This window comes from Maribacter sp. MJ134, assembly GCF_003970695.1.
GTDB lineage: Bacteria > Bacteroidota > Bacteroidia > Flavobacteriales > Flavobacteriaceae > Maribacter.
Genome location: NZ_CP034570.1, coordinates 242,752 through 255,373, shown reverse-complemented (window position 1 = coordinate 255,373; position 12,622 = coordinate 242,752). Strand labels below are relative to the sequence as shown.

10 protein-coding genes are annotated in these 12,622 nt (G+C 42.1%); 3 read left to right on the top strand and 7 right to left on the bottom strand.

The genetic code is table 11. From position 1 onward, the window contains the following. Positions 1-20: 20 nt before the first annotated feature. Entirely contained in the window at positions 21-491 is a 471-nt protein-coding gene (locus tag EJ994_RS01135; RefSeq protein ID WP_126590838.1) for a GNAT family N-acetyltransferase, read from the bottom strand. Between the two features lie 62 nt (positions 492-553). On the opposite strand from EJ994_RS01135, the gene EJ994_RS01130 reads away from it, so the two are divergent. Continuing rightward, positions 554-1,195, top strand: coding sequence for an O-methyltransferase (locus EJ994_RS01130; RefSeq protein WP_126590837.1), 642 nt, complete (start codon positions 554-556; stop codon positions 1,193-1,195). Here EJ994_RS01130 and EJ994_RS01125 read toward each other — a convergent pair. The 6 genes from EJ994_RS01125 to EJ994_RS01100 all read right to left on the bottom strand — a co-directional run bounded on the left by EJ994_RS01125 (position 1,173) and on the right by EJ994_RS01100 (position 6,585). After that, positions 1,173-1,733 carry a phosphatase PAP2 family protein gene (locus EJ994_RS01125; RefSeq protein WP_126590836.1) on the bottom strand — a complete coding sequence of 187 codons (561 nt, stop codon included), beginning with the start codon at positions 1,731-1,733 and terminating at the stop codon, positions 1,173-1,175. The genes EJ994_RS01130 and EJ994_RS01125 overlap by 23 nt on opposite strands. Before the next feature lie 4 nt (positions 1,734-1,737). Next, a complete protein-coding gene (locus EJ994_RS01120; protein ID WP_099573044.1) occupies positions 1,738-2,076 on the bottom strand; it encodes a twin-arginine translocase TatA/TatE family subunit in 339 nt (112 codons plus the stop codon). A gap of 78 nt (positions 2,077-2,154) precedes the next feature. After that, entirely contained in the window at positions 2,155-4,464 is a 2,310-nt protein-coding gene (locus tag EJ994_RS01115; RefSeq protein ID WP_126590835.1) for a M1 family metallopeptidase, read from the bottom strand. A 61-nt stretch (positions 4,465-4,525) separates the two neighbouring features. Next, entirely contained in the window at positions 4,526-5,032 is a 507-nt protein-coding gene (locus EJ994_RS01110) for a DUF6702 family protein (RefSeq protein ID WP_126590834.1), read from the bottom strand. Between the two features lie 46 nt (positions 5,033-5,078). Further along, the gene (locus tag EJ994_RS01105) at positions 5,079-5,855 is read right to left on the bottom strand and encodes a carboxypeptidase-like regulatory domain-containing protein (protein ID WP_126590833.1); all 777 of its coding nucleotides are present in this window, start codon (positions 5,853-5,855) and stop codon (positions 5,079-5,081) included. Beyond that, positions 5,845-6,585 (bottom strand): hypothetical protein, encoded by a 741-nt coding sequence (locus tag EJ994_RS01100; RefSeq protein WP_126590832.1) that lies wholly within the window; start codon positions 6,583-6,585, stop codon positions 5,845-5,847. Before EJ994_RS01100 ends, EJ994_RS01105 begins: the two co-directional genes overlap by 11 nt. A gap of 300 nt (positions 6,586-6,885) precedes the next feature. Here EJ994_RS01100 and EJ994_RS01095 point away from each other — a divergent pair, with 300 nt between their 5' ends. Both EJ994_RS01095 and EJ994_RS01090 read left to right on the top strand, forming a co-directional pair. Further along, the gene (locus EJ994_RS01095) at positions 6,886-11,433 is read left to right on the top strand and encodes a beta strand repeat-containing protein (RefSeq protein ID WP_126590831.1); all 4,548 of its coding nucleotides are present in this window, start codon (positions 6,886-6,888) and stop codon (positions 11,431-11,433) included. Beyond that, the gene (locus tag EJ994_RS01090; RefSeq protein ID WP_126590830.1) at positions 11,433-12,596 is read left to right on the top strand and encodes a gliding motility-associated C-terminal domain-containing protein; all 1,164 of its coding nucleotides are present in this window, start codon (positions 11,433-11,435) and stop codon (positions 12,594-12,596) included. The genes EJ994_RS01095 and EJ994_RS01090 overlap by 1 nt, the downstream gene beginning before the upstream one ends. Positions 12,597-12,622 lie beyond the last annotated feature (26 nt).

The following is a 12,622-nucleotide window of genomic DNA, read 5'->3' as shown; positions in this document are numbered from 1 at the left end:
CTTGGTAGTAGAATTATAATTTATTGCTTATTCGATATTCGCATCTCTATCATATGACTCTTAAAACCAACCTTTTCATACGCTCGGATTGCAGGATGGTTATCACTGTATACGGTAAGTCTAATTTCCGACAGACCCCGGGAGTACGCCCACTCCTTTAAACCTTCTATTATCTGCTTGTTGATACCGTGACCCCGGTAATCCGATACCGTGAACATAAATCCTAAATAGGCATACGTATCGTGGTCCAAATAACTCCTAGCCGCCTTTTCAAGCGCGTATCCACAACTTACAATTTTCTCTTTGTACAGGGCGACCAATAGTATTGCCTTTGGATTGGCCATTAAATCCTTTAAATCGTAATAATGTACAGGATTTTCCTTTATGGTAGGATCATAAGGCCTCTCGGCAGTTATTACGCCCTGCTCCATGGCCAACAACACCTCTAAATCAGCATCAACAGCTTTTCTTATCACTATTTCTTCGGTCATACAGAAAAATTATGATGACCTAAGGTACTGCTTAAAATGGTATTTTTGACATAAATTAAGTCATGCACTTCCTATCTACTTTATTGGAGAATTATATCAGCGACAACTCGCAAGACGAGCCTGATATTTTGAAGGAGCTAACCCGGGAAACCCATTTAAAGGTAATACAACCGAGAATGCTTACGGGTCATTTTCAGGGAAGGGTCCTTAGTCTTCTTTCCAAAATAGTACGTCCCAAAAATATTTTAGAGATTGGAACCTACACTGGGTACTCGGCAATTTGCCTGGCAGAAGGACTTCAAAAGGGTGGCACTCTGCATACGATAGACGTAAATGCGGAGCTGTTTGACATACAGCGTAAATACTTTGATAAAAGTGGATATGGAACTCATATTAAGCAACACGTAGGTAATGCCCTGAATATTATTCCAGAGCTAGATACCACCTTTGACCTCGTATTTATTGATGCGGAAAAAAAAGAATACCTCAACTATTTAGATGTTGTACTCCCCAAGACCAAAACAGGCGCTATACTCCTGTCGGACAATGTGCTTTGGTCCGGAAAGGTAATTGAAGCCCTAGACCCCAAGGATAAGACTACAAAAATACTGTTGGAATATAACAAAGCCCTAAAAGAACATCCAAAACTAGAGACCGTTCTACTACCGGTACGGGATGGCCTTACGCTAAGTAGGGTAAAATAAGCCTAAGATAAAGACGGTAGAACAACCACGCCGAAAAGGCGCCCACCAAAGCTCCCACGATTAAATCAATGGGAAAATGAACACCTACATAAATCCTACTCATGGCAAACAGTAATGGCCACATAAAAAATATGGCCGCCCATTTAACATGCTTCCTTAAAAACAAAAAAACCAATGTTGTGATAGAGAATGATGAAGATGCGTGACCGGAAAAGAAACTGTAGCCTGTAGGACTTCTTAAGATTCGAATAAGCGTATTTATTTCAGTATCGTTGTTGGGCCTTAATCTCGCAACGACTTCCTTGGTCAAATCTGTTAAGGTTACTACAAAGAAGACCATAACCAACAAGGTTATAATGATACCTAGTGCTTGTTTTTTAGGGTATGTTCTGAAAAATAAGAATCCAAAGAGAAGAAAAAGAGGGGTCCAAGTGGGAATTTTGGTTACCGTTGACCAAAACACATCGAACTGTTCAATACCAAGACTGTTTAAATAAATAAAGGTTTCACGATCCCATTTTAAAAGTTTATCGAGCATGGGACTATTTTCTTTTTACGGAACCGGCAGCATCACTAATACTTTTACCCACATCACCAAAACCCTTTTTTACGTCTTTAGCAATACCGGTATCTATACTGTTCTTAACATCATCTATATCCTTTTGGATATCCGTAATTACGCTTGTATCTATACCCTGCTTGTCCGCACTGCGCTGAATCTCTCGCTTTATATCCTCAGTGGCGTCCTTTAACTGGCGCATGCCCTTTCCAAGACCTTTGGCGATTCCTGGAATTTTATCTGCACCAAAGACCATTACCACTATGAACATGATAAAGAAAATCTCACCACCACTGATGAACAAAAAATGGGTCGCTATCATTCTACAAATATAAACAAGTTTAGATGCTAACTAAAAAAGCCCCGTTGAATTAACGAGGCTTTTAGTAAAAAATGGAATTTATTTTCCTTTAATATTCTCTTTGAACTTATCAAAGTTGTTCTGCTCTTCTTTCTTAGGCCAAGAGTTATTGGTAGTATCAATATCCGCGGTCTCCAGTTTTGGATCTACCACGATTCCCTTCAATTCTTTTTCGGATGCCATAACAATACTAACTTCTTTATCGTTTTTTCTCCAAATTTCTGCGGGATAAGTCATATTTTTCGTAGTACCGTCCGCATAGGTATACTCTACGATTAATGGCATTGGAATACCACCGGGCTTGTCATAAGTAACCTCATAAAAATATTTGGGTTCTTTGACAGCAGCTCTTTCGGCCTCCGTCATATTATCCATCATAAACTCTTTGAGAGTCGTAGAACTTTCAGAAGGTAACTTACCTTTTAATTCAGGATCTGCATCATCACCCTCCGCATCAGCTAAATAAACCAAGGGTCTTAAATCTGCTTCAGTAAGGTTCCTTGCAGCCATATACTCCTGCATTTTTTTATTGGGTTTATCACTCACGTAGTACTTCTTTATACCCTTTACACCTATATCTACATAATCCGTAGTATAAAACCATCCTCTCCAATACCAGTCCAAATCTACGGCAGAGGCATCTTCCATAGTTCTAAAGAAATCTTCCGGGGTAGGGTGTTTAAACATCCAACGTTTGGAATAGGTTTTAAAGGCATGATCAAAAAGTTCTCTGCCCATAACCGTTTCGCGAAGAATATTTAAGGCCGTAGCCGGTTTTCCGTAAGCATTAGGACCCAGCTGATAAACGTTTTCAGGATTGGACATAATTGGGGAAATCGTACTTTGGTCACCACTCATATACGGGACTATCTTTGCCGGAGCCCCTCTTCTAGATGGGTAAGCACTATTTGGCGCGATTGCCTCCGGAAATGCTTCTCCGAATTCCTGCTCTGCCATATACTGCATAAAGGTATCCAAACCTTCGTCCATCCAACCCCATTGACGCTCATCGGAATTGACGATCATTGGAAAAAAGTTATGACCAACCTCGTGTATGATTACACTGATCATACCATATTTTACTCGGTCCGAATAGCTTCCATCTTCATTTGGTCTTCCGTAATTCCAACATATCATAGGATATTCCATACCCTGATTCTTTGCATGTACGGATATGGCCTTTGAATAAGGATAATCAAAAGTATGTGCGGAATAGGATTTTAAGGTATGGGCTACCGCTTTGGTAGAATATTCCTCCCAAAGGGGATTACCTTCTTTAGGGTACATGGATACGGCCATGACATCCCTATTCCCTAATTTAACGGCCTGCATATCCCAAATAAATTTTCTTGAAGTGGCAAATCCAAAATCCCTTACGTTTTCGGCCTTTAATTTCCAAATCTTCGTTTTATCGGAAAAAGACTTTTCGGCTGCTTCGGCTTCCGCTTGGGAAACAATGATTACAGGTTTATCGTAAGACTTCTTAGCCATCTCATAGCGCCTCATCATCTCTTTGGAATAGACCTCTTTTCTATTTTGAAGAACACCTGTACCATCTAGAACATGGTCTGCAGGAACGGTAATATTCACTTCATAGTCCCCGAAAGGCAATGCAAACTCTCCACTGCCCCAGAACTGATGATTCTGCCATCCTTCCACATCACTGTAAACGGCCATTCTAGGAAAAAACTGCGCAATGACATAGGCTCTATTTCCGTCTTTTGGAAAATACTCATAACCAGAGCGTGCTCTGTTCACAGTATGATCGGGTATGTTATAATTCCATTTAATAGAGAAGGTGTACTGCTCTCCGCTCTTCAGCGCTTTTGGCATATTTATCCTCATCATAGTAAAATTGATGGTGTGCGAAAGGGCTCTACCATTGGCATCCTTTACGTGTTCTATATTAAAACCCCCATCAAAAGGTTCGGTCAAGTATTTTGCAGCAAAGCCACTTGGACCTTCTGCCATGGGTACCCCGCCACCATTACGCAAGGGTGCTTTGGAGTCTTTAGCCCTAACGTTTTGGTCTAACTGCACCCAAAGATATTCCAGGTTATCGGGAGAATTATTCGTATACGTTATAGTCTCTTCCCCATATATTTTGGCATTCTTATCGTCTAAACGAATGTCCATCACATAATCTGCCTGCTGTTGATAGTAATCGGGACCAGGTGCCCCGGAAGCGGAACGATAGGTATTGGGCGTTGCAAACTCTTCGTAAAGTTGCTTGAATTTACTCTGATTGTAATGACCTGGCTCTTTTTCTTGCTTTTCTTCTTCCTGTGCAAAGGAAATCGCAGCAAATAAAAATAAAACCGAGGCAAAAGTGTACTTGAATCTTATCATTTTCTATTCCATTTTTAGTCGGGGGAAAATAAAGTTTTTTAAAGGATTTCCGAGGAGAATGTTACAAGTTTAACATTCCTTTAGCATCAGATTTAAGCAAGACGAAGCTCTTTTTTTTTCCCTTTATTTTAATATGCAACACATTCTGTTGCTCATCGAAAAGGTCGGTTAGCATTTCGTTCGTAATAGCAACAGTCTTAACGGTGGGTAAATCAATTTTTGGAACTTCAAGATAACAAACAATCATGTCCGTATCATACTCTTTACCGATCATGGTGTACCGTACTGGTTTTCCGTTGATCTCAATAACGAATTTGGTACGCAAATACTTTTCAAAATACGAATTATCCGCCTTAGATGCTTCATCGGTACCTAGTTTAGAACTAATATCGTAACGCTCGTTAAGCACACTGTTCATATCATCTATAAAAACCCTTGTAGTAACCTGTAAGGCATCATCTTTTTCAGAGTAGCCCACGTGCGTTACACTGATATAAAATTTATGTGCTATCGTAAATGCAAAAAGCGGTAGTATTAAAAGTAAAAGTCCTTTCCTTAAATAGCCCATATTGTTGTTTTTATAAAAATAAGCAAACGATATGCCAAAAAATGAATTAGTCAATATCATTGTTTTCTAAGTATACGATGCTTTTTCTTTCCAAAAATTCCCATATTTTAAATAAATCGTGGGTATCTACAATGGATTGAAAGGAAGGATCGATTTCACAGTAATAGAAAAAGTCGTCCGTGTTGGCCTCGGGTATATGAAGCTTTGTTCGATAAAGGGAATCTGCATAGAACTCCCTTACCCGCAAGGTCCGATCATATAATTTATTGCGGGCCAAACGTTTTTTCAGCATTTTAGTCCTTCCGGATATCGCGTTTAAAATGGGTGTTACAGGAATCAGCCCTCCGCCGGAGGTAGCCTCATATAATTCCCGTTCCGCCTTTGTGGGTACGCGCACATAAGCATTAGGTAAATTTAATGTGGAGGCCGTTACCACAGGCTCTATTTCTAAAGAAAGCAAATCTTTGGTGATATCTCCCGAAAGGTTGTAAGGCGTAACCACAACCTCTTCTAACTCCGTAAGCTCGTCTTCCAAAGGCACTACAAGCATTTTACTATCGTAAATGGACTGCGTTATTACGATTTGTTTTTTTTTAAACTGAACGGCAGAAAATATAAGGGTATCGTTAAGGTGCACAGGTATATCAAAAAAACCGTTTAGGTCCGTAATCGTTGCCCTTTGCGTAGTGGTATTCAAAACATGGGTTGCAGCTACATCTCCGTCCCTACTAGTTACCCTCCCATCTAAATCCTTGGCATTATCAATCTGAGCCAAGGAAAGTACAGGCAATGTACAACAGCATATAAAGATTTTACTCCTCATTCAATGACGCCAGGAAAGATTTGCTGAGATTCACCAGGGAATCGATTAATTGAAACTCGTTTTCTTTTTTCAATAAGGATCTTGCGGGCATTTTAGGGTCACAATACAGTAAAAATGCGTCAATTTTGTCTTGTGGTATGTTCAAATCCATGACAAAAAATTGATCGTCATATACTTGGCGTAATACCTCACTGGCCAACATAGGTTTTACTTCTGGGTCAATTTCCTTGGACTTAAAAATTGCCCTGAAAATATTGACAAAATTAATGCCGTCCTGCATTCCCCTTTCCGATTGGGAGAGCGCTACGTTCTCAACCTCCGTACCACGGTCCACTTCATATTCATACTCCTTAAATTCCTCATTCTTCACTTGTAAGTAGCGTTCTTGGTCTTCTGGTGTTAGCACCACCTCATCCAATTCGGTAACCTTTTCGTTCACAGAAACTACTAACCTGTTATTCGCTAAAATCTCAGGGGTTATTTTCACCAATTTATATTGGAAATTTACCGCAGTAAATACCAATTCGTCACCCACCTTAACTTTTATGGAAAATTCACCATCATCGTTGGTTATCGTAGCCTTTTCAGTCGTAGAATTTATAACGTACTCATTGGCAACATTAACGTTCTTATAAATAACCTGACCCATTAAAATACGGCGATCATCGTCTTGTGAAAAAGATATTGCCGTAAAAAATAGTAGCGCAGCGCTAAGTAAATTTTTAATCATAATAGTCGGTATAAAGACTTTCATCATGGAATGTTCCATGAAACAGTCTATAAAGAAAACACTTGTACCCGTTTAAAAAAAACCACTACCAATAAACTTTTGTTAATTTCTAGTAGAAGGACCTCATGGCAGCATTCTTAGCACAATTTAAGACAAGTTCCCAACTCCTATTTCTTTTTAACGAGATTTGCCTTCACTTTATCCTAAAGATCGTAATTTTTGACCATTAAACTTAGGTTAATATTGGGATAATCCTATTTTTGTTTCCCCCTTTATCTTAACAGCTTTAAAACACTAAGTATGAAATCAATAGTCCTCATCGCCCTCCTTACGATATTCGGTATTTTTACCGTATCCGGACAAATAAAAATAGGAGATAATCCGCAGAACATTGACCCCGCTTCTCTTTTGGAACTGGAGAGTTCTTCCCGGGTGTTGGTCATTTCTAGAGTTAGTACACCACAAATGGAAGCCATAGCTCCACAAAGAGGTGGGGTGGTCTATAATACGGACACGGAGTGCTTACATTATTTTGATGGAACCCAATGGGTAAATCTGTGCGATGCAGTAAGCTTTAACCTAACCAATGATCCTATTGAAAATAGTAACACAACCATTAGTATTGTTGACAATGGCTCCTCTATAAACCTAGAGGTTGCGCCCAACAGTATTAGAAGTGAAAATATTGTAGATGGTGGTATTAACGGGGATGACATACAGGATAACTCCATCGGAGAAAGCAAGTTGGGGGACGACTCGGTGAGCTCTAATGAATTGCGAGACAATTCCGTGGGTAGTTCAGAAATAAGGGATGGTAGTGTGCAAACTACAGATATGGCCAACACCATTCCAAACCAAGTAATGACTTCGGACGAAAATGGTATTGTCCTTTGGCGAGATGCCTCGGGGCTACAGGGTGCTACGGGTGATGAAATCACCATTACAGGTGCAGGGACTATTGCAGACCCCCTAACTTTGACCGACGCAATACAAAATAACATCAATGACAATACCGTGACACTTGCTACTCATATTTTGGAAGACTCGGATACCGACGACCAAAACGAGACTTTGACCGATGTTCGGTTAGAAGGGAACAATCTTGTCTTAACGGAATCCGGTATTGAAACTACACTAGACCTTGGCCCTTTGAATAATTCCGGTACGGACAATCAGACTTTAAACTTAGCAGGGAACATATTGGAAATTGAAAGGGGTAATACGGTAAACTTAAATGGATTTTTAGACAATACGGACGAACAGCAACTAAGTATAAACCCCGCTGGAACTCAAATTTCCTTAACTAATGGAGGTACAATTAATTTACCCGCAGGTACAGTAAATACAGACAATCAAAATTTGAGTCTTACGGGGAATACGATAAATATCTCAGGCGGAACCGGAGTAGATTTGACCCCAATTTTAGGCGGTGGAGCAACGGACGGAGTTGTTACCAACGTGGTTCTCGCAGGAAACGATTTAAATTTTACCGGTGCCAACGGTGGTTTTAATGGTTCTGTAAGCCTTGCAGGACTAGGTGGTGGAGCAGCCGATGGTGTAATTACCAATATGGAACTTATAGGTACTGATTTGGTAGTTACGGGAACGGCCCCCGGTTTTAGCGGTACCATTCCGTTGGGCACACTTGGCGGTGGCACAGGAAGTACGGAAGAAGCGGACCAGACTACCATTACGGGTATCGGTACCAATGCCGACCCTTTTAAAATAGAACCAGGAGCTCAGGGGGAATTTTTAACCACGGATGCCGGCGGCCTTGTAAGTTGGACAAATGCAGGACCTGGCGGAGGAACAACGGAACTCGTAGATGGCACGACAATTCTAGGTTTGGGTACCGCTACGGACCCGTTTAGAGTAGGCAGTATTGGTTCTACAGAAATAACAGACGCTTCCATAGGAGTAATCGATATTACACCCGCAGGAGCTACTCCGGCAACTACCCAAGTACTTACCACAAATACCGTGGGAACCGTGGAATGGATAGACCTACCAACCGGAGGAGCGGGAAGCACCCAACTTGCCGATCAAGTCACCATTGTGGGAGACGGACAAACGGGAAACGAATTTGCCGTGGCGGATGCGGGAATCACTCCTATTAAAATTGAACCCTCGGCAACACCCGGTCAGTTTTTAAGTACGGATGCTACAGGAAATGTAGTCTGGGACAACCTTCCTCCATCTGGTGGTATTACAGCAGCGGACATAGCATTTGTCCCTACGGGAAATACGGAAAGTAATGAGGTACAGGCGGCCATAACGGAATTACAATCGGAGATTGATGGAATTAGTCTGGGAGGGGCAGCCAATCCTACTGATGAATTAAATCAGAGTTTTCAGGTAAATGGATCAAATTTAGAAATAACAGATGCTGCGGGAACGTTCCAAGTACCACTGAACCTAATTAATACCGATGAACAGACAGCAGGGCTCGTTCCCGTTGAAGCGACACCTGTAAACTATGCAGCGGCAACACCCGATGTGGAAGCTCACCTAGCTGGTATCGATGTGGCGCTGGCAACGAGCGTGGCCAACCCTACGGACGAAATCCAGGACCTTCAACTCACTACGGACGTTTTGACCATTACGAACAATGTAACCGCAACGCCTATCGACCTCACTCCTTATCTGGACAATACCGATGAACAGACAGCAGAGCTCGTTCCTGTGGCCGCGACACCTGCAAACTACACGGCGGCAACGCCAGACGTGGAGGCCCACTTAGCCGGAATCGATGCAGTACTGGCAACGAGCGTGGCCAACCCTACGGACGAAATCCAGGACCTTCAACTTACTACGGACGTTTTGACCATTACGAACAATGCAACCGCAACGCCTATCGACCTTACACCTTATCTGGACAATACCGATGCCCAAACGGCCGACCTTGTTCCCGTGGCTGCTACACCTGTAAATTATGCAGTGACTGCACCAGACGTGGAAGCCCACTTAGCCGGAATCGATGCAGTACTGGCAACGAGCGTGGCCAACCCTACTGACGAAATTCAAGACCTGCAACTAACCACGGACATTTTGACCATTACGAACAATGCAACCGCCACGCCTATCGACCTCACTCCTTACTTGGACAATACCGACGCCCAAACTGCCGATCTCGTTCCCGTAGCGGCGACACCTGTAAACTATACAGCGGCAACGCCAGACGTTGAGGCCCACCTAGCCGGTATCGATGCGGTACTGGCAACGAGCGTGGCCAACCCTACGGACGAAATCCAGGATCTTCAACTTACTACGGACGTTTTGACCATTACGAACAACGCCGCCGCTACACCTATAGACCTTACTCCTTACTTGGACGATACGGATGAACAGACAGCAGAGCTCGTTCCTGTTGCCGCGACACCTGCAAACTACACGGCGGCAACGCCAGACGTGGAGGCCCACCTAGCTGGAATCGATGTGGCTCTTTTAGCGGGAACTGGGGGAGAAAACTTATTTAGTGTTAACGGTCTAAACCTTACAGCGGATAGAACACATACTCTTGGAGGTAATAATTTTATTTTGAGTGGTGCGGGTAATATCGGTATAGGAAATTTACCAGGAGCTCCTCAAAGCAAGCTAGATGTTGCAGGACAGATTCAAGCTAGAGGTGGATTCGCAGCCACTGGTGGTACTGCAATAACTCCGAGTATAGGGTTTTACACAGACGATGATACCAATACAGGAATGTTTAGACCTGCTGCGGATGAAATAGGATTTTCAGTTGGAGCTCAAGAGGCGATGAGAATAGAAGAAGACGATAATGATACGAATGTCATAATTTTTCAAAGTTTACAACTAGGTAATTTACTTTTAGATAAGGACGGCGAATCGGGAACGGCAGGACAAATTTTATCTTCAACTGGTGGTCAAACAGACTGGATTAATCCTCCTACAGGAAGTTCTGTGGTAGATAATGAAGCCGACGATGGTCTTTCCAATTTTGACGGAGCTAATGGTTATGATATCAACGTAGATGATGCAACTATAGAAATAGACACGGATGCACTGCGTGTAAAAGGCTCGGCAAACAATGGCGAAGTCTTAACTACGGTAGGTGGCATTGCCACTTGGGCGGCACCGACCGCCGGAGCAGTAAACGTGGACGGCACCACAATTGAGGGTAACGGCACTACTGTAAATCTTTCCGTACGTACTGGGGGTATTACTTCCACGCAAATACTGGATGACACCATTACCAATGCCGATATGGCTGATGATTCCATCGATAATGACCAACTGCAAAATGACTCCGTTACGGCCGATAAGATTGTAGACGGTGAAGTTTACACAGAAGAAATTCAAAATGGCACCATCATTAATGAAGATATATCCCCAACTGCCGCAATTGCCGGTTCTAAAATAAATCCAGATTTTGATGATCAAAATATTCAAACAACGGGAACAATTACAAGTGGTGCCATTACAGCTAACGGAGTTTTACAAGTTAATGGCGATGTCAATTTTACTGGCACTCACCAAGGGATACCGGACTACGTATTCCAAGAGTATTTCACTGGCTATTCTTCAATTAAAGAAGATTATAAATTTGGAAATTTAAAAGAAGTTGAAAATTTTGTAAAGAAGCATCATCATTTACCGGGAGTAACCTCAGCAGCTCAAGCGAAAAAAAATGGTTTTTGGAGCCTAAGTCAGTCCAACCTTCAAAACCTAGAAAAAATAGAGGAACTCTTTCTGCATACCATAGAACAGGAGAAAAAGATTGAAGCATTAGTCACGGAAAAAGAAGCCTTAGCGCAAAAGCTAGAACGCTTAGAAAAGGATATGGACATGATCAAGCAACTGTTACAAACCAAAAACGACAAAGAGTAATGAAATATTCGTTGTACATACCGCTGTTGCTACTTTCTATATGGGTCAATGCTCAAACGGCGCTCTTCAATGGTGGAAACTTGCGTATTCATGAGGAAGGTACCATCGGTTTCCATACCAACTTGATCAACGAAGCGCCTTTTGACAATAACCTGGGACTGGTAGGCTTTTATAGTCCATCTAATCTGGCTGTTCAAGGAGATGTTGTGCCACAGTTCTACGATATCGAAATTGCTACGGAACTGGGCCTATTTCTGGAACTTGGTATAGATAATAGCAACAACACCAATTTTATACTGGGAGATATTCAAACCCCAAGAAACGAAGCGAATAGCAACTTTAATTTTCTACAAAACGGTTTTTATAATGGAGAAGACAATAGTAGCAAAATAGATGGCTATGCTGCCATCACCAACCAACAGAATTTTACCTTTCCCGTAGGCGATGCGGAATTTTTAAGGCCCTTAATCGTAAGTTCCGAATCGGAAAACCCGTTTTCCAGATGTGCCTATTTCTTTGAAAACCCGAGCACCCCAAGTACACTTAGCGATAGTTTTGACACGGCGGAACTCGCATTGGATTTGGCTTTTGTTAGTCCGTTGGAATTTTGGCGTTTAGAGGGGAGTGTACCATCTACCATAAGCCTTAGTTGGAATGTGCGAAGCGGTATTGGAAACCTTACGGAAGAGGCTACCAAAGTGGTGGTCGCAGGTTGGAGTAAAGCAGGAAGCCGCTGGGAAAATCTAGGTGCAAATCCTGTGGCAGGAACCTTAGAAGAGGGTTTTGTGACCTCAGATTCTTTCGTGCCCGATGATTATGAAATTATTACACTCGGCATATCAAAAGAACCTTTTGAACCGCTTTCCATGGAGGTGTTAAGCTTGGATAATTATTTTGTTTCCGTAAACGGCGATGGCATCAACGATTCCTTTTTTATTCCAGAACTTGAGGATTCACCCAATAATCTCGTGCAAATTTACGACCGGTACGGGCTTAAGGTTTTTGAAAAAGCAAATTACAGGGATGAGTTTGTCGGTGTTGCGAACGTTGGGGATTTTATTTTTAACAAGGAAGACGGACTACCCGTAGGGGTCTATTTCTATACCGTTTACATGGCGGATTTAGATTTAAACTATCAAGGCTTTCTTTACTTGGCCAGGTAATTATACTATAATTTCTTCGTCCTAAC

Coding starts and splice junctions, on each gene's coding strand:
- EJ994_RS01135 (WP_126590838.1), bottom strand. CDS start 491: ATGACCGAAGAAATAGTGATAAGAAAAGCTGTTGATGCTGATTTAGAG.
- EJ994_RS01095 (WP_126590831.1), top strand. CDS start 6,886: ATGAAATCAATAGTCCTCATCGCCCTCCTTACGATATTCGGTATTTTT.
- EJ994_RS01115 (WP_126590835.1), bottom strand. CDS start 4,464: ATGATAAGATTCAAGTACACTTTTGCCTCGGTTTTATTTTTATTTGCT.
- EJ994_RS01105 (WP_126590833.1), bottom strand. CDS start 5,855: ATGAGGAGTAAAATCTTTATATGCTGTTGTACATTGCCTGTACTTTCC.
- EJ994_RS01100 (WP_126590832.1), bottom strand. CDS start 6,585: ATGATTAAAAATTTACTTAGCGCTGCGCTACTATTTTTTACGGCAATA.
- EJ994_RS01125 (WP_126590836.1), bottom strand. CDS start 1,733: ATGCTCGATAAACTTTTAAAATGGGATCGTGAAACCTTTATTTATTTA.
- EJ994_RS01120 (WP_099573044.1), bottom strand. CDS start 2,076: ATGATAGCGACCCATTTTTTGTTCATCAGTGGTGGTGAGATTTTCTTT.
- EJ994_RS01130 (WP_126590837.1), top strand. CDS start 554: ATGCACTTCCTATCTACTTTATTGGAGAATTATATCAGCGACAACTCG.
- EJ994_RS01090 (WP_126590830.1), top strand. CDS start 11,433: ATGAAATATTCGTTGTACATACCGCTGTTGCTACTTTCTATATGGGTC.
- EJ994_RS01110 (WP_126590834.1), bottom strand. CDS start 5,032: ATGGGCTATTTAAGGAAAGGACTTTTACTTTTAATACTACCGCTTTTT.